18 protein-coding genes are annotated in these 22,921 nt (G+C 66.0%); 14 read left to right on the top strand and 4 right to left on the bottom strand.

The window, feature by feature from the left end:
• The first annotated feature begins 7 nt into the window (after positions 1-7).
• Positions 8-1,114, top strand: coding sequence for an efflux RND transporter periplasmic adaptor subunit (locus U0004_RS17385; protein ID WP_070256956.1), 1,107 nt, complete (start codon positions 8-10; stop codon positions 1,112-1,114).
• Positions 1,111-4,188 (top strand): efflux RND transporter permease subunit, encoded by a 3,078-nt coding sequence (locus U0004_RS17380; RefSeq protein WP_070256958.1) that lies wholly within the window; start codon positions 1,111-1,113, stop codon positions 4,186-4,188. Before U0004_RS17385 ends, U0004_RS17380 begins: the two co-directional genes overlap by 4 nt.
• 235 nt (positions 4,189-4,423) lie before the next feature.
• On the opposite strand, the gene U0004_RS17375 is transcribed toward U0004_RS17380, so the two are convergent.
• The gene (locus U0004_RS17375; protein ID WP_070256960.1) at positions 4,424-5,461 is read right to left on the bottom strand and encodes a helix-turn-helix transcriptional regulator; all 1,038 of its coding nucleotides are present in this window, start codon (positions 5,459-5,461) and stop codon (positions 4,424-4,426) included.
• 211 nt (positions 5,462-5,672) lie between these two features.
• Here U0004_RS17375 and U0004_RS17370 point away from each other — a divergent pair, with 211 nt between their 5' ends.
• Positions 5,673-7,679, top strand: coding sequence for a glycoside hydrolase family 3 protein (locus tag U0004_RS17370; RefSeq protein WP_254676113.1), 2,007 nt, complete (start codon positions 5,673-5,675; stop codon positions 7,677-7,679).
• 120 nt (positions 7,680-7,799) lie between these two features.
• Here the strand turns inward: U0004_RS17370 and U0004_RS17365 are convergent, their stop codons facing one another.
• The gene (locus U0004_RS17365; RefSeq protein ID WP_070256964.1) at positions 7,800-8,918 is read right to left on the bottom strand and encodes a Gfo/Idh/MocA family protein; all 1,119 of its coding nucleotides are present in this window, start codon (positions 8,916-8,918) and stop codon (positions 7,800-7,802) included.
• 33 nt (positions 8,919-8,951) lie between these two features.
• Positions 8,952-10,145, bottom strand: a complete 1,194-nt coding sequence (locus tag U0004_RS17360; protein WP_070256967.1) for a phytanoyl-CoA dioxygenase family protein — start codon at positions 10,143-10,145, stop codon at positions 8,952-8,954.
• 105 nt (positions 10,146-10,250) lie between these two features.
• Here U0004_RS17360 and U0004_RS17355 point away from each other — a divergent pair, with 105 nt between their 5' ends.
• From U0004_RS17355 to U0004_RS17315, 9 genes are all read left to right on the top strand, one after another.
• Positions 10,251-11,294 carry a LacI family DNA-binding transcriptional regulator gene (locus U0004_RS17355; protein ID WP_070256969.1) on the top strand — a complete coding sequence of 348 codons (1,044 nt, stop codon included), beginning with the start codon at positions 10,251-10,253 and terminating at the stop codon, positions 11,292-11,294.
• Between the two features lie 66 nt (positions 11,295-11,360).
• Positions 11,361-13,169, top strand: a complete 1,809-nt coding sequence (locus tag U0004_RS17350; RefSeq protein WP_070256971.1) for a DUF885 domain-containing protein — start codon at positions 11,361-11,363, stop codon at positions 13,167-13,169.
• A 108-nt stretch (positions 13,170-13,277) separates the two neighbouring features.
• On the top strand, positions 13,278-13,769 hold the full coding sequence (hpaR, locus tag U0004_RS17345) for a homoprotocatechuate degradation operon regulator HpaR (RefSeq protein ID WP_231958146.1): 492 nt from the start codon (positions 13,278-13,280) through the stop codon (positions 13,767-13,769).
• Between the two features lie 337 nt (positions 13,770-14,106).
• Positions 14,107-15,273: a porin gene (locus U0004_RS17340; protein ID WP_327076241.1), complete on the top strand. Its 1,167-nt coding sequence runs from the start codon at positions 14,107-14,109 to the stop codon at positions 15,271-15,273.
• A 28-nt stretch (positions 15,274-15,301) separates the two neighbouring features.
• Positions 15,302-15,826 (top strand): sorbitol dehydrogenase family protein, encoded by a 525-nt coding sequence (locus tag U0004_RS17335; RefSeq protein ID WP_231958148.1) that lies wholly within the window; start codon positions 15,302-15,304, stop codon positions 15,824-15,826.
• Positions 15,827-15,835: 9 nt separating this feature from the next.
• Positions 15,836-17,446: a GMC family oxidoreductase gene (locus U0004_RS17330; protein WP_070256976.1), complete on the top strand. Its 1,611-nt coding sequence runs from the start codon at positions 15,836-15,838 to the stop codon at positions 17,444-17,446.
• Positions 17,443-18,843 (top strand): cytochrome c, encoded by a 1,401-nt coding sequence (locus U0004_RS17325; RefSeq protein WP_070256978.1) that lies wholly within the window; start codon positions 17,443-17,445, stop codon positions 18,841-18,843. Before U0004_RS17330 ends, U0004_RS17325 begins: the two co-directional genes overlap by 4 nt.
• Before the next feature lie 114 nt (positions 18,844-18,957).
• Entirely contained in the window at positions 18,958-19,410 is a 453-nt protein-coding gene (locus U0004_RS17320) for an RrF2 family transcriptional regulator (RefSeq protein ID WP_070256980.1), read from the top strand.
• Positions 19,397-20,407 carry an NAD(P)/FAD-dependent oxidoreductase gene (locus tag U0004_RS17315; protein ID WP_081345656.1) on the top strand — a complete coding sequence of 337 codons (1,011 nt, stop codon included), beginning with the start codon at positions 19,397-19,399 and terminating at the stop codon, positions 20,405-20,407. The genes U0004_RS17320 and U0004_RS17315 overlap by 14 nt, the downstream gene beginning before the upstream one ends.
• Here U0004_RS17315 and U0004_RS17310 read toward each other — a convergent pair.
• Positions 20,335-21,102 carry an SDR family oxidoreductase gene (locus U0004_RS17310; RefSeq protein ID WP_070256982.1) on the bottom strand — a complete coding sequence of 256 codons (768 nt, stop codon included), beginning with the start codon at positions 21,100-21,102 and terminating at the stop codon, positions 20,335-20,337. The two genes, U0004_RS17315 and U0004_RS17310, sit on opposite strands and share 73 nt — an antisense overlap.
• A 123-nt stretch (positions 21,103-21,225) precedes the next feature.
• Here U0004_RS17310 and U0004_RS17305 point away from each other — a divergent pair, with 123 nt between their 5' ends.
• Complete coding sequence (locus U0004_RS17305; RefSeq protein ID WP_070256984.1) at positions 21,226-22,149, top strand: LysR family transcriptional regulator; 924 nt, start codon at positions 21,226-21,228, stop codon at positions 22,147-22,149.
• A 16-nt stretch (positions 22,150-22,165) separates the two neighbouring features.
• Positions 22,166-22,918 carry a DUF4303 domain-containing protein gene (locus tag U0004_RS17300; RefSeq protein WP_081345657.1) on the top strand — a complete coding sequence of 251 codons (753 nt, stop codon included), beginning with the start codon at positions 22,166-22,168 and terminating at the stop codon, positions 22,916-22,918.
• Positions 22,919-22,921: the final 3 nt, after the last annotated feature.

The following is a 22,921-nucleotide window of genomic DNA, read 5'->3' as shown; positions in this document are numbered from 1 at the left end:
GATTCTTATGCGCTGGCGCCGCCTCGCTTCATCTGTAGTCATCTCCACCTTGCCCCTGGCTTTGAGCGCCTGTGCCGACAAGGCGCAGGCCGATCCGCGCACCGCCACGCCGCTGGTGCGCGCTGTCGCGGTGCAGGGCGCCGAACCGGGCGCGCGCAGCTTTACGGGCGTGGTCGCGCCGCGCGTGCAGAGCGATCTCGGTTTTCGCGTTTCCGGCAAGGTGCGCGAACGGCTGGTCGACGCCGGCCAGTCCGTGCGCCGCGGCCAGCCGTTGATGCGCCTCGACGCTGACGACTTGCAGCTGCTGGCGCAGGCGCGGCAGGAGTCCGTCATGGCCGACCGCGCCCGCGCGCGCCAGGCGGCGGACGAAGAAGCGCGCTATCGCGACTTGCGCGGTACCGGCGCCATTTCGGCATCAAACTACGACCAGGTGAGGGCGGCGGCTGACGCGGCCGGCGCCCAGCTCAAGGCGTCCGAAGCCCAGGCCGGGGTGGCGCGCAATGCGCTGCATTATGCGGTGCTGCTGGCCGACGCCGACGGCGTCGTGATGGATACCCTGGCCGAACCGGGCCAGGTGGTGGCGGCCGGGCAGGTGGTGGTGCGCCTGGCCCATGACGGCCGGCGCGAAGCGGCGATCCAGCTGCCGGAAACCGTGCGCCCCGCGCTCGGCTCCACCGGCCAGGCTACCTTGTTCGGCCGGCCGGGCGCCAGCGTGCCGGCCACCTTGCGCCAGCTGTCGCAGACGGCGGACCGGCAAACGCGGACCTTCGAGGCGCGCTATGTGCTCGACGCGGCGCTGTCAAGCGCGCCGCTGGGTGCCACCGTCACCTTGCGCCTGCCCGGTGCGCAAACGGCCGGCGGCACCGTGCAAGTGCCGCTGGCGGCCCTGTACGATGGGGGCAAGGGGCAGGGCGTGTGGGTCATCGGCGGTGTGCCGGCCCAAGTCACCTGGCGGCCCGTGAAGGTGCAGGGGCTGCACGATGACGGCGCCGACGTCAGTGGCCTGAAGGCGGGCGAGCGCATCGTCGCGCTGGGCGCCCATCTGCTGCATCAGGGCGAACCGGTCAGGGTCGAGCAGGCGCCAATGGCCGCTGGCGCCGGAGCGCGTCCATGAGCGCGGCCGGCTTCAACCTGTCGTCGCTGGCCGTGCGCGAGCGTTCCGTCACCCTGTTCCTGATTTGCCTCATTTCGCTGGCCGGCCTGCTGTCGTTCTTCAAGCTGGGGCGCGCGGAAGACCCGGCCTTCACGGTCAAGGTGATGACCATCGTCACCGCCTGGCCAGGCGCCAGCGCGCGCGAAATGCAGGACCAGGTGGCCGACAAGATCGAAAAGCGCCTGCAGGAGCTGCGCTGGTATGACCGGGCCGAGACCTACACCACGCCAGGCCTGGCCTTCACGACACTGACCCTGCTCGACGGCACGCCGCCAGAGCAGGTGCAGGCCGAGTTTTACCAGGCGCGCAAGAAGGCCGGCGACGAGGCGGCCAATTTGCCGGCCGGCGTGATCGGTCCCATGATCAATGACGAATACGCCGACGTCACCTTTGCCCTGTATGCACTGAAAGCCAAAGGCGAGCCGCAGCGCCTGCTGGTGCGCGAGGCGGAAACCTTGCGCCAGCGGCTGCTGCATGTGCCTGGCGTCAAAAAGGTCAATATCATCGGCGAACAGGCCGAACGCATCTACGTGGAGTTTTCCCAGGAGCGCCTGGCCACCCTGGGCGTGCGGGCGCAAGACGTGTTCGCCGCGCTGAACGGCCAGAATGCCTTGAGCCCGGCCGGCTCGGTGGAAACGCGCGGGCCGCAGGTATTCATCCGCCTCGAGGGCGCGCTCGATGCGCTGCAAAAGATCCGCGATACGCCCGTGGTGGCGCAGGGGCGCACCTTGACCCTGTCCGATATCGCCACCGTGCGCCGTGGCCAGGAAGATCCGGCCAGCTTCATGGTGCGCAATGGCGGCGAGCCGGCGCTGCTGCTGGGCGTGGTCATGCGCGATGGCTGGAATGGGCTGGACCTGGGCAAGGCGCTGGAAGGAGAAGTGACGGCCATCGGCGCCGCCATGCCGCTGGGCATGAGCCTGGCCAAGGTCACCGACCAGGCCGTCAATATCGGCGCGGCGGTCGACGAATTCATGCTCAAGTTCCTCGCCGCGCTGCTGGTGGTGATGCTGGTGTGCTTTATCAGCATGGGCTGGCGGGTCGGCATCGTGGTGGCCGCCGCCGTGCCGCTGACCCTGGCGGTGGTATTCATCGTGATGGCGGCGACCGGCAAGAACTTTGACCGCATCACCCTCGGTTCCCTGATCCTGGGCCTCGGCCTGCTGGTGGACGACGCCATCATCGCCATCGAAATGATGGTCGTGAAAATGGAAGAGGGCTACAGCCGCATCGCCGCCTCCGCCTACGCCTGGAGCCACACGGCCGCGCCCATGCTGGCGGGTACCCTGGTCACGGCCGTGGGCTTCATGCCCAACGGCTTTGCCCGCTCCAGCGCCGGTGAATACACCAGCAATATGTTCTGGATCGTCGGCATCGCCCTGATCGCCTCGTGGGTGGTGGCGGTGGTGTTCACTCCCTACCTGGGCGTGAAGCTGCTGCCCGAGCTCAAACAGGTCGCCGGCGGCCACGAAGGCCTGTATGACACGCCGCGCTACCACCGTTTTCGCCGGCTGCTGGGGCGCGTGATCGCCCGCAAATGGCTGGTGTTCGGCACAGTGATCGGGCTGTTCGTGCTGGTCGTGCTGGGCATGGCCATCGTCAAGAAGCAGTTTTTTCCGATCTCGGACCGTCCTGAAGTACTGATCGAAGTACAACTGCCGTACGGCAGCGCAATCGGGCAGACCAGCGGCGCGGCGGCCAGGGTCGAAGCGTGGCTGGCGGGCCAGCCCGAGGCGAAGATCGTCACGGCCTATGTCGGCCAGGGCGCGCCGCGCTTTTACCTGGCGATGGGCCCGGAATTGCCCGACCCGTCGTTTGCCAAGATCGTCGTGCGCACCGACAGCCAGCAGGCGCGCGACGCCCTGAAGCAGCGCCTGCGCGTGGCCGTGGCCGCCGGGCTGGCGCCCGAGGCCAGGGTACGCGTCACGCAACTGGTGTTCGGCCCGTATTCGCCATTTCCCGTCGCCTACCGGGTCAGTGGCCCCGATCCCGCGGTGTTGCGCGGCATTGCCGGCGAGGTGCAGCGCGTGATGCAGGCCAGTCCCATGATGCGCACCGTCAATACCGACTGGGGCACGCGCACGCCGACCCTGTATTTCAGCCTGCAGCAGGAGCGCTTGCAGGCGATGGGCCTGACGTCCGGCGCCGTGGCGCAGCAACTGCAGTTCTTGCTCAGCGGCATGCCCGTCACCGCCGTGCGCGAAGATATCCGCACGGTGCAGGTGGTGGCGCGCGCGGCGGGCGACGTGCGGCTGGACCCGGCGCGCATCGCCGACCTGACCCTGGCCGGCGCGAATGGCGAACGCATCGCGCTGTCGCAGGTGGGGACGGTGGAGGTGCGCTCGGAAGAACCCGTGATGCGCCGGCGCGACCGCCAGCCGACCATCACCGTGCGCGGCGACATCGCCGACGGCCTGCAGCCGCCGGACGTTTCGGGCGCCATTTCGACCCGGCTGCAAGCCGTCATCGACAAGCTGCCAGCCGGCTACCGCATCGAGCAGGCTGGCTCCATCGAGGAATCGGCCAAGGCAATGCAAGCCATGCTGCCGCTGTTTCCCATCATGCTGGCGCTGACCCTGCTGATGATTATCCTGCAGGTGCGTTCGATCTCGGCGATGGTCATGGTGCTCCTCACCAGTCCCCTGGGCCTGATCGGCGTGGTGCCCACCTTGCTGCTGTTCCAGCAGCCGTTCGGCATCAATGCGCTGGTCGGCCTGATCGCGCTGTCGGGCATTTTGATGCGCAATACCCTGATCCTGATCGGCCAGATCCACCAGAACGAAGTGGCCGGCCTGGCGCCGTTCGATGCCGTGGTTGAAGCGACCGTGCAGCGCGCGCGTCCCGTGATCCTCACGGCACTGGCGGCCATCCTGGCGTTTATCCCGCTGACCCATTCGGTTTTCTGGGGTACCTTGGCCTACACCCTGATCGGCGGTACGTTTGCCGGCACGGTATTGACCCTGGTGTTCCTGCCCGCCATGTATGCGATCTGGTTCCGGATACGGCCGCAGGTAAAGGTGGTGGCGCAGCCCTAATGGTGTAAAGCTTGAAACAGCGGGCCGGAGACGCGGGCCTGAGAAAATGCCGATGGCGGCGTTGCAGCTTCCTTGCCGTACGTGCGTACTGTCTGCGTCGCTGCGCCTTGCCCTCGACATTTTTCAGGCCCGCTTGGCCCGGGGAGCCTGTCTCCCTGACTGGGCCGCTTCGTGGTTTGCAGGTTTGCTTGTTTCTTGTTTCTTATTTCTTGTTGCTTGCCACTTGTCTCTTTCTCTAGGCTCCGGCGGCATCCTGCCGGTAGCGCGCCGGCGGCAATTCGAACTGGTTCTTGAAGAAGCGGGTGAACGCGCTTTGCGAGGAAAAGCCCAGGCGCTCGCCGATTTCCACCACGCTCAGGCTCGTTTCGCGCAGCAGTCGGCGCGATTCGCGGCTCTTGGCGCGCAGTTCCAGCGCGCGGAACGACGTCTGCTCCTGCTGCAGCTGGCGCTGCAAGGTCCAGCGGTTCATCGCCAGGCCGTCGCACAGGGCCGGCAGCAGCGAGGCGCCGTCGGCATCGCCTGCGCCTTGCCGGCCCAGCAAATCGATGATGGCTTGCTCCACGCGGGCAGAAAACAGCTGCGCCCCCTGCAACTGCTGCAATTGCCCCTGCGCGTGCCGCAGCGCGTGCGGCGCCAGCATGGCGTTGAACTGGGCGAAAGGCCGGTCCAGCAGCGGCGCGTCAAACGTCAGCGTGTTGCGTGCCTGGCCGAAGGTGGCGGCGGCGCCAAAACACTCGGAAATGGCCGGCGCGAACCACGGCGCCTTGCCCTGGAAGCCGGCATGGAAGGCGGTGGGCGCGCCATCGTCGTAGGCGCGCGCCACCAGCGACAGCATGCGGAAATTGGCCAGCGCCTGCATGGCGCCGCCTGCCGGGCAGAACTCGGACAGGTATTCGATCTCGATGCGCGTGCCATTCTCGCTCATCAGCATGAAGTCGAATTCGCCGATCAGGCCCCGCAAGTGCAGCAGCTCGTGCAGCGCGCTGCGCAGGGTGGGGCGGTTGAAGCAGACGTGGGCGATGCCGGAGTAATGCGCGAACCAGTGCGTCACGTCGAGGTCGAGAAGCGCCCGGTGCTGCGGCAGTTGCTGGGCGTAGGCCGTCATGCGGCGGTGCCGCTCGGCGTTGATGCGCCCGCCAGGTTCCGTAAGCTGCGCCGGCGTGATGCCCGTTTGCTGAAAAAAGTCGGCGGGATCGTGTCCATCGGCCTGCATGGCGCGCGCGCATTGCTGCGCGATCCGGTTCGAAACCGTGCGCGTATCGGGTTTGTGCAAGGGTGTCTCCTGCTTGTTGTAGTAATTTTTCACAAATATTAGCACTTTGTAGGAGATTGTTGGTTGTCGTGCCGTCTAACCAAAAATTGTTCTCGCGGGTATAAAACGCGTGCTGCGCGGTCAAGAAACTCACGCATTCTCACGTTATATTGTTTTCGGCCGGCCTTGCTGCCGCGCCTTGATACCTACAAAAACAGTCTTGGAGATAATGATGAATTGCACTTTGAAACCGATGGCCCGCATGGTCGCCGGCTGCGTCGCCACGCTTGCCCTGGCCGCCTGCGGCAACGACACCGTCAGCGAGGAATACAAGCAGCCCGTGTTCGGCGCCACCACCTACGCCCAGCTCAAGGTCGACGGCTATGCCTTCAAGGACATGAACCGCAACGGCAAGATCGACCCGTACGAAGACTGGCGCCTGTCGGCCGAGGCGCGCGCCGACGACCTGCTGTCTCGCATGAGCCTTGATGAAAAAGCGGGCCTGATGATGCACGGCACGGCGCCCACCGTGGCCGACCCCACCGGCATCGGCCAGGGCGGCGCGTACGACTTGACGGCCCTGCAGGACCTGATCGTCCAGCAGTACGTCAACACCTTCATCACGCGCATGGCGGGCGACGCGGCCAACATGGCGACCCAGTACAACAAGGTGCAGGCCCTGAGCGAAACGTCGCGCCACGGCATTCCCGTCTCCATCAGCACGGATCCGCGCCACCATTTCCAGTACACGGTGGGCGCCAGCTCCGGCACCAAGGGGTTCTCGCAGTGGCCGGAAACCCTGGGCCTGGCCGCCATCGGCGACGATGCGCTGGTGCGCCGTTTCGGCGATATCGCGCGCCAGGAATACCTGGCCGTCGGCATCACGCAGGCGCTGTCGCCGCAGGCCGACCTGGCCACCGAGCCGCGCTGGTCGCGCATCAACGGCACCTTTGGCGAAGACGCGGACCTGGCCAAGCGCATGGTGCAGCACTATATCGAAGGCTTCCAGGATGGGAACACGGGCTTGCACGATGGCAGTGTGGTGGCCGTCGTCAAGCACTGGGTCGGCTACGGCGCCACGAAAGAGGGCTTCGACGGCCACAATTACTATGGCCGCTACATGACCTACCCGGGCAACAACTTCGCCTACCACGTGAAACCGTTCGAGGGCGCCTTCACGGCCAAGGCGGCCTCCGTCATGCCGACCTACGCTCTGCCTGATGGGAACATCACCATCGACGGCATCACCCTGGAACAGGTGGCGGCCGGTTTCAGCAAGACCATGCTGACGGATCTGCTGCGCGGCAAATACGGTTTTGAAGGCGTGATCCTGTCCGACTGGGGCATCACGTCCGACTGCGACGCCAATTGCCGCAACGGCACGGCGCCTGGCGTGGCGCCGTCCTTCATCGGCTTCGGCACGCCGTGGGGCATGGAGGACGCCACCAAGGCCGAGCGCTATGTCAAGGCTGTGACGGCGGGGATGGACCAGTTTGGCGGCGTGACGGAAGCGCCGTACCTGACGCAAGCCGTGCAGCGGGGCCAGTTGACGGAAGCGCGCATCAACGCCTCGGCGCGCCGCATCCTGGTGCAGAAATTCAAACAGGGCCTGTTCGAGCATCCGTTCGTCGATGCGGCTGCGGCGGCCACCACCGTGGGCAAGGCGGACTTCATCGAGGCGGGCCTGGATGCCCAGCGCCGCTCGCTGGTCCTGCTGGAAAACAAGGACAAGGTCTTGCCGCTGGCGGCCACCGTCAAGAAGGTCTACCTGTACGGCATCGATGCGGCCGTGGCGAAGCAGTATGGCTACACGGTGGTCGCCACGCCCCAGGAAGCGGACGTGGCCCTGCTGCGCGTGGCCGCGCCATTCGAGATACTGCACCCGAACTACATCTTCGGCAGCATGCAGCACGAGGGGCGCCTGAACTACGCCGATGGCGATGCCGACTACGAGGCGATCAAGAACGCGGCGAAGTACGCGCCGAAGACGGTGGTCACCGTGTATCTGGACCGCCCGGCCATCCTCGGCAACGTGCAGGACAAGGCCAGCGCCATCCTCGCCAACTTTGGCGTGAGCGACGGCGCGCTGTTCGACGTCCTGACGGGCAAGGCCAAGCCGCAAGGCAAGCTGCCGTTCGAACTGCCATCGTCGATGGCCGAAGTGCAGGTGCAGAAATCGGATATGCCGTATGACACGGCCCATCCGCTGTACAAGTTCGGCTACGGGCTGGCTTACTAACAACGCCTAACAAAACCGTAGCGAGCGGAAGGGAGTTGCGGTCGAGAAGCGCAACTGTACGAAGGTACAGTGAGCATCGGAGGCCGTAAATCACGACGCGCAGTAGGTTTTGATAGGTGTTCAGCGCAGGGTAATCCAGCTGCGCTCTTGCACGGAGCGCAGCGCCGCGTCGATCAGCCGGTCTACCTCGTAGCCGTCGCGGAAGGTGGGCCAGACCGGCTGGCCGCTGGCGATCGCCTGCAGAAAATCGCGCGCTTCGATGACGATCTGCTCGTTGTAACCGGTGCCGTGCCCGGCGCCCTGGCTGAATGCCAGGTAGTCGGGGTGGGCCGGTCCCATCAGCAGGCGCTGGAAACCCTGGCGCTGCGCGGGGCGGCTGGCGTCGTACAGCCATAGTTCATTCTGGTTTTCCTGGTCGAAGGCGATCGCGCCTTTCGTCCCCGTGATGCGATAGGTGTAACCCATCTTGCGCCCGGCCGCCACGCGGCTGAAGGTCAGGGCGCCCAGCGCGCCGCTGGCAAAGCGCAGCATCACATTCCCCTGGTCGTCATTTTCCACCGCCTCCATGCCATCGGGCCCTTGCCGTTGCGCGTGCACGGTGTTCATGTCCGCCACCAGCGAGTCGACGGGGCCGCCCAGGCGCAGGGCCAGGTTGAGCAGGTGCGAGCCCACGTCGGCCAGCGCGCCGGCCCTGGTCGCCGTAGCTTCGCGCGTGCGCCACGAGGCGGGGGCGCGCGGATCATGCAGGTAGTCTTCCACGTGTTCGGCGGCGACGTGGATGATCTCGCCGATTTCGCCCGACTCGATGATCTGCCGCGCCAGCTGGCTGGCCGGTGTGCGGATGTAGTTATAGCCGACCATGTTGGCCACGCCCGCTGCTTCCGCCGCCTGCGCCAGTAACAGGGATTCGGCGGCCGTCATGCCCAGCGGCTTTTCGCAAAATACGGATTTGCCCAGGGCCAGCGCCGCCAGCACGATCTCCTTGTGCGTGGCCGGCGGCGTGGCGACGACGATGGCGCCGATGGCGGGATCGGCCACCAGCGTGCGCCAGTCGCCCGTGGAACGCTGCCAGCCCAGTTCCTGCGCGCTGCGGGCAGCGCCTGCTTCGCTGCTGGTGCTGATGCAGGCGCACACGGGGTTCAGTGATGTGTGAAAAATGCTGCGCACGGCTTTATAGGCGATGGTGTGGGCCTTGCCCATGTAGCCGGCGCCGATCAGGCCGATGTTGAGGTCTTGCATATGAGCTTGCTCCGGAAGTGACGGGGGATGGGATCAGGCTTGCTGGCGCCAGGCATGGCTGTCCAGGGCATCGAGGAAGCGGGCAGCGGGCCAGTGTTGTTCCAGCGCTTCGTGCATGAGCTGCTGCTGCGTGGGCGGCGTCATGCCGCCGATGGGCTGGTCGCGGTCCAGGTTGCTAGGGAAGGCATAGCCCTCGGCGCAGGCGGCGATCGCGTGGCTGGCGCCAAGCTCATCCAAGTCGCCCTGCGCGCGCAGCGCCTGCAGCGCCGGATATAGCGCTGCGCTCATGGCGCGGCGGTCCAGCGCTTCCATGGCGCGCCCGAATGGCGACGATACCTGCAGCAGGTTGGCCATGCGCCGGATATCGGACGAGCGGTTGTGGCCTGCCGCATGGAACAGGGCCGGGTTGAAGAAGACGGCGTCGCCTTGGGATAGCGGCAGCTGCACGCAATGCTGCGCAAAATAGTCGCGGAAAGGCTGCTGCTGCCAGGCGAGAAAGCCGGCCGGGTAGCGCTGCGAATAGGGCAGGTACAGGGTGGGCCCCGATTCGAGCGGCATGTCGCAGTGGGCAACGGCGCCCTGCAAGGTCAAGAGGGCCGACATCTGGTGCACGGGCGCGGGATAGGCGGCGCAGCTGGCCGCGCTCTGGAAGCCCAGGTGGTAGTCGCGGTGCGGCGCCTGGGCCGCTCCGCCGGGATTGACGACGTTCACTTGCGCCGTCACCTGGTAGGCAGGCCCCAACCAGGCCTCGGATATCCAGGCGAAGACGGGATTGGCGTAGTAGCGCGCGAACGCCTCGGGCGCGCGCAGACACAGTTTTTGCTGGGCGTTCCAGATGCGGTCATTCGCGCCCGGTTTGGCGAAGTGGTCGCCGCCCGCCTGGCCGCTGGCATGCTGTTCGGCGATCAGCGCGCGAAACACGCCGCTGACCTGTTCCAGAGTCGCCGTGTCGTCGACGGCGCGCTGGAGCACGATGACGCCGGGACCATCCATCAGCGCCTTGCCCCATTCTGCCTGCAGCGCGCGCAGCGACGCCGCATTGGCGGCCAGCGCACGCACGGCGTTGCAGTCGTAGACGAGGATATTTGCGTCGACCGACGCGGCGTGGGGATAGTCGGCCAGCGCCGTGCGTTGGCTGACGGTACGGATGAAATCATCGAGCCGGCAGTCTTGCTGCGACAGCCAGAAGGGGCTGGGCGGCGCGGCGCCGGCGTTTGTGGTGGGCATGCGGTGTCTCCTGATGTTGTATGTTGTAGTATCAGTATAGGGATGAAAATCCGCATTTTTCATCAAGAAATCCATCAAAAAACCATCAATTAGATCGGACATGGCATGACGCATCCGTTTCCCGTCAAGGTCGTGGCGTTGCAGGCCGGCGTCAGCGTGGCTACGGTCGACCGCGTGATCAAGCAGCGCGGCGGCGTGCACGCCAATACCGTGCGCCGCGTGATGCAGGCGCTCGATGAGCTGGCGCGGCAAAGCACGCAGGTGGGGCTGGCCGGCAGAAAATTCATGCTCGACGTGCTGATGGTGGCGCCGCAGCGCTTTACGCACGCCGTGCGCGTGGCGCTGGAAACGGAACTGCCATCCTTGCATCCGGCCGTGCTGCGCTCCCGCTTTCACCTGCATGAAACGCTGGACGTGGATAGCATCGTCGAACTGCTGGAACGCATCCGCAAGAACGGCAGCCACGGCGTACTGCTGAAAGCGCCGGACTTGCCGCCGGTGGCCGAGGCGGTGAGCCGGCTGGCGGCGGCCGGCATTCCCGTGGTAACCCTGGTGACGGACTTGCCAGCTTCCGCGCGCCGCAGCTATGTGGGCATGGATAACCGCGCGGCGGGCGAAACGGCCGCCTGCCTGATCGGCCAGTGGCTGGGCGCGGGCAAGCGGCAGCAGCAAGTGCTGGTGACCCTGAGCAGCAACCGCTTTCATGGCGAGGAAGAGCGCGAGATCGGCTTTCGCCGCGCGCTGCGCGAACGGCACCGCCATTTGAGCATCGTCGAAGTGAGCGAAGGCCATGGCATCGATGGCGCCACGGGCGCGCTGGTGCGGCAAGCCCTGGCAGATCATCCGGATATCGCCGCCGTGTATTCCATCGGCGGCGGCAATGCCGCCATCGTGCAGGCATTCGCGCAGGCGGACCGGCCTTGCCAGGTCTTCATCGGTCATGACCTGGACGCGGACAACGTAGCGCTGCTCAAGTCGGGCGCCATCCAGGCCGTGCTGCACCATGACCTGGGCCAGGACATGCGCCGCGCCTGCCAGGAAATCCTGCGGGCGCAAGGCGCGCTGCCGGCATTGGCGCAGGCGCCGCCATTGTCCGCGATCCAGATCGTCACGCCGTGGAACCTGCCCGCGCTGAACGGCCTGAATTGACAGGCATGCGAGGCTGGCCGATACTCGCCGCTTCGCTCATCGCTCACCTCAGGAAGGAATCCCCCGATGTCCGTCACTCCGCAATTGTCCAAGACCGTGCTGGTAGCCGCACTTTCCATCTCGTTTGCCATGCCCGCCATGGCCGCCGCCCCTGCAACTGCCAGCGCTTCATCGGCCTGGGTGGAAGCGAGCAACCGCAACGCGGCCATCGTGCTGGCGGCCCAGGCGCAGTTCTCGCCCGAAGACGCCTCCGACACGGGCCTGGCGCAGTACGACGGCCTGGCCGCCGACCTGGGACCGAACATCACCGAGCGCCATGTGGCGGCCATGCAGAAGGCGCGCGCGCAATTGCAGCAAAAGCTGGAACTGGAACGCGACGAGCGCATCCGCCAGGATCTGGAAATCTTGATCGGCGCTGTTGACCAGGAAATCACGGACACCCAGCTGGAAGCCAAGTACACATTGCCGTGGGTCGATGTGCCGCAAATGGTCTTTGGCAGCATGCAAAGCCTGCTGCAGGAACAGCGCCCGACCGCGCGCCGCGCCAAGGCGCTCGAACGCCTGCAGCGCTATGTGGGCCAGTTCCCGGGCAGCACGCCGATCACGCAGCAGGCCAAGGCGCGCTTCACGGAGCAAATCGGCCAGCCTGGCCTGGCGGGACCCGTGCGGCTGCAGGTGGAGCAGTCGCTGGAAAACGTGCCGACGTATATCGCCGGCATCCGCAAGCTGTTCGCCGACATGAAAATCACTGGCGCCGGGCCAGCGCTGGCGGCCATGGAACTGCAGTTGAACGAGTACGCGGCGTGGGAAAAGCAAGTGGTGCTGCCCCTGTCGCGCACGGATTTCCGCATGGCGCCCGAGCTGTACGCATTCCGCCTGAAGCAGGTGGGCATCGATATCGAACCGCGCGCGCTGGTCGAACGGGCGCAGGTGGCTTACCTGGAAACGCGCGCCGCCATGCAGGCGCTGGCGCCCGTGGTGGCGGCCAAGCTGGCCTTGAAGGGCGTCGACGGCAGTGATTACCGCCAGGTGCTGCGCGCGCTGAAGGCCGATTCCATACCCAATGAGCAGCTCGAGGCGCACTACAAGGGCGTCAATACGCAGCTGGAGCAGCGCATCGCCCGGCAGCGCGTGGTCGATATTCCTGCGCGCGCCATGACCATGCGCCTGGCATCCGCGGCCGAATCGGCGGCCCAGCCGGCGCCGCATATGCGTCCGCCTCCGCTGATCGGCAATATGGGCGAGCACGGCCAGTTCGTCCTCCCCGTCAGCAATCCGGCTGCCAGCGGCAAGGGCGAAGCCTATGACGATTTCAATTTCGCCGGCGCCGCCTGGACCCTGAGCGCGCACGAAGGCCGCCCTGGCCACGAGCTGCAGTTCAGCGCCATGGTGGAGCGGGGCGTGTCGCAGGCGCGCAGCCTGTACGCGTTCAACAGCGTCAACGTGGAAGGCTGGGCGCTGTACGCGGAGGCTGAGATGATTCCCTACGAACCGGCCGAAGGCCAGTTCATCGCGCTGCAGTTCCGCATGTTGCGCGCGGCGCGCGCCATGCTCGACCCGATGCTGAACCTGGGACAAGTCACGCGCGAAGAAGCGGGCCGTATCCTGACGGAAGAAGTGATGCTGTCGAAACCGATGGCGCGCCAGGAGCTGGACCGCTACACCTTCAATGCGCCGGGCCAGGCGGGCAGCTATTTCTATGGCTACACGCGCATCCTGCAGCTGCGCGCGGAAACGGAGCTGGCGCTGGGGGACAGATTCGACCGCCTGGCATTCAATAATTTCCTGCTGGGGCAGGGCTTGCTGCCGCCGGACTTGCTGGCCAAGGCCGTGCGCGAACACTTCATCCCGGAGCAGAGAAAAGCCAGGGGCTGACGCGATGGCAGGGGATGGCGCGCCGCATGCCAGCGGCGAACGGCGTGCGCCATCCGGAGCGGCATGGAGGGGGAATTTTGCCGCTATTGTCCCCGGGCGAGTCGTATAATGACGCTCATTGTGCCGGCCACCCAGGAGTTCCACTTGCAGCTACCGATCCGTTATCCGAACATGCCGCAACTGCTGCTGAAGGCCCGCGACAGCCTGCTGCAGCATTTCCGCCCCATCCTCAATCACTTCGGCGTGACGGAGCAGCAGTGGCGCATCATGCGCGCGCTGAATGAAAGCCCGACCCTGGAACCGCGCGAGCTGTGCGAGATCTGCCAGATTTCCAGCCCCAGCATGAGCGGCATCCTGGCGCGGATGGAAGAAATCGGCCTGATCGGGCGCAGCAAGTTCGAAGGCGACCAGCGCCGCCGCAAGGTGCACCTGTCGGAAGCGGGCGCCAGTTTGCTGATGCAGATGGGTAAACTCATCGACCTGCAATATGCCCACCTGGAAGCGGCCTATGGCAAGCAAGTGTTCGAAGACATGCGCCGCACCCTGGAAGCCTTCATTGCCCTCGAAACCCTGCCGGTGGCGCCCGCCATCCTGCGCTGACCTTCCCGGTTTCCCCGTTTTTCTGCCCGCCTGACTATCCACCGGGCGCGTGTTTTCCGACACGCGCCGCCGCTGCTTTCCCCATATCTGTTCCCCGCATTTCCGCACGTTGCGGGGCATGCGGCCGTGCTCCTGCCGATTTTGCTATAAGACACAAGAAAGTTTTGCTATAAGACTATGCCTTACAGTCAATCACTTACATGTGAGTAAATAAGCGTATAATTTGCCGCACTTGATCCAAATCAAGAAGAACAGCGGACGCCCGTATCGATGGATGGGGCGGTAACGGGCGCCACGCCCGTATTTCGCCAGATAAAACAGGAAAGTCAGGAAAAAAATGAACACTACATGCATGCGCGCTGCGGCGCTGGCCGTCTCCACGCTCATCGGCGCAAACGTTTGCGCCCAAAGCAACGTCACTATTTATGGCGTGGTCGACGCGGCCACCGCGTACGCGAGCAACCAGGGCGGCAATTCGAATACCTACATGCGCAGCGGCAGCTTGTCTGCCAGCAAAATCGGTTTCCAGGGCGTGGAAGACCTGGGCGGCGACCTGAAGGCGCTGTTCCTGCTGGAAAACGGCTTTGAAAGCGACACGGGCGCGCAAAGTTCGGCCAGCTCCCTGTTCAATCGCCAGGCTTACGTGGGCTTGCAATCGGCAGCCTACGGCACCGTGACGGCCGGACGCCAGTACACGCCGTACTACCTGCTGGTGGGTTCCCTGGCGTCGAGCAATGTCTTGACGGGCGCGACCGGCGCCCACCCGGGCGATATCGACGGCCTCGATACGACCGTGCGCATCAGCAATTCCGTCACCTACAGCATGCCCGCATGGCGCGGCCTGCAGGCGAGCGCGCAATACGGCTTTGGCGAGGCGGCCGACGGCAATGCCGCGGGCAGCAGCTTCAGCGCCGCCGTCAAGTACAGCGCGTCGCCAGCCGAATTCGCGCTCGGCTACCTGAAACTGAAAAATGGACAGAATGGCGCCGGCTGGAGCGACAACGCATCGGGCAGCTTCGGCATCTCCGCCATCAACCAGGGCTACGCCTCGGCGGAAAGCATAGCGTTCATCGCCGCCAGCGCGCGCTACACCAAGGGCAAGTGGATGGTGGGCGCGAATGCCAGCAACGTGCAGTACCAGGCGGGCAGCCGCTCGGCCTTCCGCGACACGGCCATCTTCAACACGGCCGGCCTGATCTCCAGCTACCAGCTGACGCCGCAGTGGTTCCTGTCCGCCGGCTACAGCGACACCTTCGCCAGCCACGCCAACGGCGTGTCGGACCGCGCGCGCTACCGCCAGCTGTCGTTCGAACAGAATTACGCGCTGTCCAAGCGCACGGCGATCTACCTGATCGAAGCGCGCCAGCTGGCGCGCGGCCAGACCCTGGGCCAGGACGGCGGCATCGTCAACGCCGTCGCCTCGGTCGGTGATTCGCAAAACGGCACGCCATCGTCAAACGGCGGCCAGACGGTGGTGATGGTCGGTCTCAAGCATTCTTTCTGAACGGTTGCTGAACTCACGGGAGCTTCAATTGGACGCTACACACAATAAGGAGGGCCGCGGCCCCCTGAATCCCGGCCGCCGCATGGTGCTGGCCGGTTTGCTGTCGGCTTCGGCCGCGGCGCTGATCCCCTGGGCGCTGGCCGAACCGGTCGCCAGTGCGGAGCAGGGCGCCTTCCTGGGCGTGTCGGCCATGCTGGTGGGGCGCCAGGTGCTCGACCCCGTGCTGGCCAGGCGCCTGTATGACGCGCTGGTGGCGCAGGACGCGGCTTTCCCCGTGAATGTGCGCGCGCTGCTGGCCCTGATCAATGCGCAGGGTTTGCAGGCGGCCGGCCTGCAGGAAGCGCTCGACGGGCTCGACCCGGCCCAGTCGCCGCTGGCGGCCTTGCCGCGCCAGATCGCCAGCGCCTGGTACCTGGGTATCGTCGGCACGGGCGAGGCGGCCGTCTGCGTCGCCTACGAGCAGGCATTGAATGCGGCCGTCGTGGCCGACGTGCTCAAGCCTCCCACGTATTCCTACGGCGCCTATGGCAGCTGGGCCAGAAAACCAATTTAAGGAGCCATCATGGCTGAAGAACTCTCCGCCGATTACCTCGTGATCGGCTCCGGCATCATCGGCTCGCTGGCCGCGCGCAAGCTGGCGCTGGCCGGCGCCTCGGTGCTGATCCTGGAAGCGGGGCCGCGCGTGTCGCGCGGCGAAATCGTCGCCCGCTTCCGCAATACGACGCGCCGCAGCGACTGGATGTCGCCGTATCCATCGGTGGCCACGGCGCCGCACCCGATCTACCAGCCGAAGGATAACGGCTACCTGGTGCAGGCCGGCCCGTATCCGTACCCGGCCGAATACATCCGCCAGTTCGGCGGCACCTCGTGGCACTGGGCCGCGCAGGCGTGGCGCAATGTGCCGAACGACTTCCGCATCCATACCCTGTACGGCGTGGGCGTCGACTGGCCCATCAGCTACGCAGACCTGGAGCCGTTCTACCAGGAAGCGGAAGAGATCATGGGCGTCTCGGGTGCGGACAATACGGGTTCGCCGCGCAAGCAGGCCTTCCCGATGGATCCCGTGACGGAGCCGTATGCCATGCGCCGCATCCGCGAACGCCTCGACCCGTCGTTCAAGGTGGTCGGCAACACGGTGGCGCGCAACAGCGTCAGCTACGATGGCCGCCCGGCCTGCTGCGGCAACAACAGCTGCCAGCCGATCTGCCCCATCGACGCGCAATACCACGGCGGCATCGCCGCGCAGCAGGCTGAAGACGCGGGCGTGAAGATCGTCTGCAACGCCAACGTGTACAAGCTGGAGCACGACGCGCAGGGCCGCATCACGGCCGCCCTGTACTACGACGTCGACAAGAAAAGCCACCGCGTCACGGCCAAGACCTTCATCCTGGCGGCCAACGGCATCGAAAGCCCCCGTTTACTGCTCGTTTCCGCCTCGGACAAGTACCCGAACGGCCTGGCCAACAGCAGCGATATGGTGGGCCGCAACCTGATGGACCACCCGAGCACCTCGATCACCTTCGACGCCGATGAAGACCTGTGGCTGGGCCGGGGCCCGCAAAGCCCCAACTCCATCAACACCATGCGCGATGGCGATTTCCGCAGCCAGCATTCGCCGTACCGCCTGGATTTCACGAACATCTCGCGCGTCGACGGGGCCACCAAGGAACTGATCGGCAAGGGCGTGTTTGGCGAAGCATTCGAACAGCAGCTGCGTTTCCGCTCGGCGCGCGAAATGAGTTTGAAAAACGTGCTGGAAGTGCTGCCGAACCCGGAAAACCGCATCGCCCTCAGCAGCGAAAAGGATGCCATGGGCATTCCCAAGCCGCAGGCGCACTATGCGATCGACGAGTACACCAAGCGGGGCCACGAGCGCTCTAAGCAGGATTTCGAGCAGATCGCCAAGCTGATGGGCGGCACCAATCTGCGCCACAGTAAGGAAGGCGTGTTTGCCAACAACCAGCACATCTGCGGTACCCTGTCGATGGGTTCCGACCCTGCCAAGGCCGTGTGCGACCAGTGGGGCCGCACCTTCGATCACGCCAACCTGTTCCTGTGCAGCACCGGCGTGCTGCCCACGTCCGGCACCTGCAATTCGACGGAAAACGGCCTGGCCGTGGCACTGCGCACCGTCAAGCATATCCTCGACGAACAACAGGGAGGCACAGCATGATGGCGGCCTTCCGACTGGCGGCCGGTGCCGCCTTGCTGTCCCTCGCGGCCATGCCGGTGCTGGCGGCGCAAGCCCCTGGCGCGGACGTGCAGGCGATCGAACGTGGCCGCTACCTGGCCACGGCCGGCGACTGCATCGCCTGCCACAGCGTACCTGGCGGCAAGCCGATGGCGGGCGGCCTGGCGCTGGCGACGCCGCTGGGCGCCATCGTTGCCACCAATATCACACCGTCGACAACGCATGGCATCGGCAACTACACGCTGGCGCAGTTTTCCGCCGCCGTGCGCCATGGCGTGCGGGCCGATGGCGCGCTCCTGTACCCGGCCATGCCCTACACGGCCTACGCCAGGGTGACGGATGACGACACGGCCGCCCTGTACGCCTACTTCATGCATGGCGTGGCGGCGGTGGACACGGCGCCGGCGCAAAAGACGGACTTGCCGTTCCCGTTCAACATCCGCCTGTCGATGGCGGGCTGGAATCTGCTCTTCCTCGACAAGAAACCGTTTGTGGCAGATACATCGAAAAGCATGGAGTGGAACCGCGGCGCCTACCTGGCGCAGGGGCTGGCCCACTGCAGCACTTGCCACACGCCGCGCAATGCGCTGATGGCGGAACAGCTGTCGAAGGAACTGGGCGGCGCTGACCTGGGCACCTGGCATGCGCCGAACATCACGTCGGACGTCAACAGCGGTGTCGGCAGCTGGAGCCAGCAGGAACTGGCCGGCTACCTGCGCACGGGCCGCGCGGCCAACAAGGCGCAGGCGGCCGGACCGATGGCCGAAGCCATCGACCATAGCCTGAAGCATCTGAGCGACGCGGACTTGAACGCCATCGCGCATTACATCAAGAGCGTACCCGCCATCCGCGACAAGGCGGACGTGAAACCGGTGACGCAATGGGGCCAGGCGGGCGACGAGCTGAACGCCATCCGTGGCGTGCCGCTGCCGCAAAACCTGAACCAGATGTCGGGCGCGCAGCTGTACGATGCGCAGTGCGCCAGCTGCCACCAGGCCAGGGGCGAGGGCAGTTTCGACGGCAGCTTGCCGCCGCTGTTCCATAACTCGGTGACGGGCCGCAGCAACAGCAACAACCTGGTGATGGCGATACTCGATGGCGTGGAGCGGCAGGATGGCAGGGGTGCCCATGCGGGTCATTCGATGCCTGCCTTCCGCCAGACCCTGTCGGACGAGCAGATCGTCACCCTCGGCAATTACGTGCAGAAGATGTACGGCAATCCCGCCATCAAGGTGACGGCGGAACAGGTGACGACCTTGCGCAATGGCGGCGCGCCGTCAAACCTGATCGGCCTAGCCCGCGCGGCCATCATCGTCGGCGTGCTGGTGCTGCTGGCCTTGCTGGTATGGTGGCAGGGACGGCGGCGCAAGCCGGTGTAAGCGTGAATTGATCGCATAAGCTGGGGCCAGGCCGCAAGGTCTGGCCCTTTTTTTATGCCGCAAAAAATCGCAACTCAATTGCATCTGCGCAGATTATGTACTATCATTAGTTACATGAGACGCGACAGCAAACTATCATCGATCCTCCACGTGCTGCTGCACATGGCCCATGCGGGACGCCCGATGACGTCCGAGGAACTCTCCGGCTACCTGGACACCAACCCCGTGCTGGTGCGGCGCGTGATGGCAGGCTTGCGCGAGCGCGGCTACGTGGCGTCGGGCAAGGGCCATGGCGGTGGCTGGCGCATCGTTTGCGACCTGCACCGCGTGACCCTGCAAGACATCTACGTGGCCGTGGGTTCGCCCACCATCTTCGCCATGGGCAACCGCGTCGACCAGCCGGGCTGCCTGGTCGAGCAAGTGGTCAACCAGTCGCTGGCCGGCGCCTTCGACGAAGCCGAGGCGCTGCTGATCCAGCGTTTTGGCGCCGTCACCCTGGCCGACCTTGCCGACCGTTTCAGCCAACAATACGCCCACCACAGAGGAGCACCGCATGCACATTCCTGAACTCCAAGGCGCGGGCAGCGCCACGCCTGCCGCCCCGTTCGACGCCATCATCGTCGGCGGCAGCTACGCCGGCCTGTCCGCCGCCACGCAACTGGCGCGCGCCCGCCGCCGCGTGCTGGTGATCGACGGCGGCCAGCGCCGCAACCGCTACGCCAGCCATTCGCACGGTTTCCTGACCCAGGACGGCAGCGGGACGGCCGCTATCGCGGCCGAGGGCAAGACGCAGCTGCTGGCGTATGCCACCGTCACCTGGCTGGACGGCACGGCCACGCAGGCAGCCGCCAGCAGCGATGGCGATGGCTTCGGCGTGACCCTGGCGGACGGCAGTGTCGTTCACGGCCGCCGTCTGGTGCTGGCCACCGGCGTGATCGATGAACTGCCGCCCGTGATTGGCCTGGCCGAACGCTGGGGCGGCAGCGTCTTTCACTGCCCGTATTGCCACGGCTATGAACTGGAGCAGGGCGCCATCGGCGTGCTGGCCACCGGCCCCCTGTCCATGCACCATGCCCTGATGCTGCCCGACTGGGGCACGGTCACTTTTTTCCTGAATGGCGCATTCGAGCCCGATGCGGCGCAGCTGGCGCAATTGGCCGCGCGGGGCGTGACGGTGGTGCGCGCGCCCGTGGCGCGGATCGACGGCGTGGCCGACGTGGTCATGGCCGACGGCAGCCGCCACGTCATGGCCGGCCTGTTCGTGGCGACCCGCACCCGCCTGGCCAGTTCCCTGGCCGGCGAATTGGGCTGCTTGCTGGAAGACGGTGCCATGGGACCGTTCGTGCGTACCGACGAGCAAAAGGCCAGCAGCGTGCCCGGCGTCTTTTGCTGCGGCGACGCGGGCCGCATGGCTGGCAGCGTGGCGTTCGCGGTGGCCGATGGCGCCATGGCAGGCGTGGCAACACACCGCTCGCTGATGTTCGGACTGGATCAGGCGGCAAAACCGCCATCGATCTTCAGCCCGGCACCCGTGACGAACGCCGCTTCCGCGCTGGCCAGGTAGGCCACCATGCCGGCGATTTCATCGGCCGTGCCGTGGCGGGGCAGGGCCATCAGGCCGTGCATCAGGTCGGCGAAGTCGCCCGTGGGCGGATTCATGTCCGTGGCGACGGGGCCCGGTTCCACATTGTTGATGGTGATGCCGCGCGGGCCCAGGTCGCGCGACAGGCCTTGCGTCAGGCCGCTCAGCGCCGATTTGCTCATGGCGTAGGCAGCCGCGCCGCCGAACGGCATGCGGTGCGCATTCGTGCTGCCGATATTGATGATGCGCCCGCCCGTCTGCATGTGCGCCACGGCTGCCTTGATGGCGACGAAGACGGCGCGCACGTTGACGTTCAAGGTCTTGTCGAAGTCTTCCAGCGAAAAATCATCGATGGCGCCGGGCAGGAACACGCCTGCGTTGTTGACGAGGATGTCGATGCTGCCAAACTGCGCCGCCACCTTGTCGATGGCCGCCGTCAGGGCGCTGGCGTCGGCCGCATCGGCTTGCACGCCCAGGGCCTTGCCGCCTGCGGCTTCCACCTTGCCGGCCAGCGCCTGCGCTTCGGCGGCGGAGCTTTGATAGGTGAAGACGACGTTGGCGCCCTGGCTGGCCAGGCGGCGCACGATGGCGGCGCCGATGCCGCGCGAGCCGCCCGTCACAAATGCGATCTTGTCTTGCAGTGGCAAAGAGGTGCTGGTGGTGGTTTGGGTTTGCATGATGTGCTTTCTAAGTGAGGAGTCGAGGAGTTCAGTATCTGCCTTTCATTCCTGCCGCGCTAGCCATGAATCGCTACAATTACTTTCAACCATTGGTATCAGCTGAGCGGGTAGAATAGGCGCATGGACGCTCTCAATCACTTGCAATCCTTCGTGCTGTCTGCCGAGCTGGGCAGTTTTTCGGCCGCCGCGCGCCGCCTGGGGCTGACGCCGGCGGCCGTCAGCAAGAACGTGGCGCGGCTGGAAGCGAGCCTGGGATTGCGGCTGTTCCAGCGCAGCACGCGCCGCCTGACCCTGACGGAAGGGGGCGAGCGCTTCCTGCAGCAGATCGGCGGCGCCCTGACCACCTTGCGCGAGGCGATCGCCGGCGTGGCCGAAGAAGGCGGCCAGCCGGCCGGCATACTGAAGATCAGCATGGCGCCGTCGTTCGGACGCAGCTACGTGGTGCCGCTGCTGGGCGACTTCATCGCGCGTTACCCGGGCGTCATTCCCGACTGCCATTTCGATAACCGGCAAGTGGACCTGATCGGCGAAGGGTTTGACGTGGCCATCGGCGGCGGCATCGAGCTGACACCCGGCGTGGTGGCGCGCGAACTGGGCCACGCCCACATCGTCGCCACGGCGTCGCCCGCCTTCATGCAGGGGAAAATCCTGCCCGTGCACCCGTCGGACCTGGCGCACTTCGACGGCGTGGCGCGCCGCTCGGCCGGCAGCGGCAGATTGCGCAGCTGGATACTGCGCGATGGTTCCGGCGGCGAAGGCGTGGCCGAATGCCGGCCGCGCGCCATCTTCGACGATCCGGAAGCGATGGCGCAGGCGGCCATCCTCGGCGTCGGCGTGGCGCTGCTGCCCATGCCGCACGCGCTGGCCCATCTGCGCAGCGGCGCCCTGGTCCGGCTGCTGCCTGGCTGGCATGCCGATTCCGGTCCCCTGTCCGTGTACTATCCCAGCAAGAAGCTCTTGCCCGCGAAGACGCGCGTGTTCGTCGATTTCCTGCTGGAGCAGTTCCGCCAGCGCGATTTCGCCGCGCAGATACGGCCCGATTAAACGATGAACAATTCCCATGCATAGTAACTACAGCCTGTTTTACACCTTTGACGGCGATCAACCCCTGCATTTCCGCGAAGCGCGCGTCTTCGGCACGAGCGTCTGGACGGCCGGCGGCGCGGCCATGACCTGGGGCGCGGAGACGCGCCACGACTACGCCAGCGAGGCGCAGGCGCACGCAGCCTACCTGGCCCACTGCCATGCAGCGCTGGCCGACGGTTATGCCCTGGCGCGCGCCATGCCGATCGACCCGGCCGTCTTCGATTTCGCGCTGCTGCAAACCCTGGTGGCGCACGCCGCGCGCCAGGCTGTCGATGCCGTGCGCCGTGCGCATCCGGACCAGCACATCGACGCCTTCGCCCTCGTGAGCGACGACAGTGCCATGACCATCGGCCCCATGGCGAATAGCCGCGAAGCGCTGGCCGCCTCGGAATACGGCGAAGAGATGCTGTGGAACCCGGCCGAATGGGCATTTGACGAAGGGGGCGCCTACTTCGACAGCGCCTACCGCTTGCTGCTGCAGGCGCACCGCGAGCTGCCGTTCGACGTGGATTTCGCCACCTTTCGCACTGGGGTGTTCGACGCCTGCATCGCGGCGCTGGCGCAGCTGGACGCCGAAGGCATATTCGGTGCGGGTGCCCGGCGCGACGGGAGCGTGCTGCTGTTCGAGGTCAGCGACAGCGAAGCAGTGGACGGCGCCATGGCGCGCCTGAATCCGCCGGCGGTGGTGGCGCGTTTCGAGGCGTGGATGGCCAGTTGGGCCGACTAGGTG

The organism is Janthinobacterium lividum (assembly GCF_034424625.1).
GTDB classification, from domain to species: domain Bacteria; phylum Pseudomonadota; class Gammaproteobacteria; order Burkholderiales; family Burkholderiaceae_D; genus Janthinobacterium; species Janthinobacterium lividum.
Note: the sequence above shows the minus strand (reverse complement) of the source record. Positions and strands in the feature narration are given on the sequence as shown.

Bases quoted from the DNA above. Each gene is read 5' to 3' on its own strand.
- U0004_RS17385 (WP_070256956.1), top strand. From the start codon at position 8: ATGCGCTGGCGCCGCCTCGCTTCATCTGTAGTCATCTCCACCTTGCCC.
- U0004_RS17380 (WP_070256958.1), top strand. From the start codon at position 1,111: ATGAGCGCGGCCGGCTTCAACCTGTCGTCGCTGGCCGTGCGCGAGCGT.
- U0004_RS17370 (WP_254676113.1), top strand. From the start codon at position 5,673: ATGAATTGCACTTTGAAACCGATGGCCCGCATGGTCGCCGGCTGCGTC.
- U0004_RS17365 (WP_070256964.1), bottom strand. From the start codon at position 8,918: ATGCAAGACCTCAACATCGGCCTGATCGGCGCCGGCTACATGGGCAAG.
- U0004_RS17360 (WP_070256967.1), bottom strand. From the start codon at position 10,145: ATGCCCACCACAAACGCCGGCGCCGCGCCGCCCAGCCCCTTCTGGCTG.
- U0004_RS17355 (WP_070256969.1), top strand. From the start codon at position 10,251: ATGACGCATCCGTTTCCCGTCAAGGTCGTGGCGTTGCAGGCCGGCGTC.
- U0004_RS17350 (WP_070256971.1), top strand. From the start codon at position 11,361: ATGTCCGTCACTCCGCAATTGTCCAAGACCGTGCTGGTAGCCGCACTT.
- hpaR (WP_231958146.1), top strand. From the start codon at position 13,278: ATGACGCTCATTGTGCCGGCCACCCAGGAGTTCCACTTGCAGCTACCG.
- U0004_RS17340 (WP_327076241.1), top strand. From the start codon at position 14,107: ATGAACACTACATGCATGCGCGCTGCGGCGCTGGCCGTCTCCACGCTC.
- U0004_RS17330 (WP_070256976.1), top strand. From the start codon at position 15,836: ATGGCTGAAGAACTCTCCGCCGATTACCTCGTGATCGGCTCCGGCATC.
- U0004_RS17325 (WP_070256978.1), top strand. From the start codon at position 17,443: ATGATGGCGGCCTTCCGACTGGCGGCCGGTGCCGCCTTGCTGTCCCTC.
- U0004_RS17320 (WP_070256980.1), top strand. From the start codon at position 18,958: ATGAGACGCGACAGCAAACTATCATCGATCCTCCACGTGCTGCTGCAC.
- U0004_RS17315 (WP_081345656.1), top strand. From the start codon at position 19,397: ATGCACATTCCTGAACTCCAAGGCGCGGGCAGCGCCACGCCTGCCGCC.
- U0004_RS17310 (WP_070256982.1), bottom strand. From the start codon at position 21,102: ATGCAAACCCAAACCACCACCAGCACCTCTTTGCCACTGCAAGACAAG.
- U0004_RS17305 (WP_070256984.1), top strand. From the start codon at position 21,226: ATGGACGCTCTCAATCACTTGCAATCCTTCGTGCTGTCTGCCGAGCTG.
- U0004_RS17300 (WP_081345657.1), top strand. From the start codon at position 22,166: ATGCATAGTAACTACAGCCTGTTTTACACCTTTGACGGCGATCAACCC.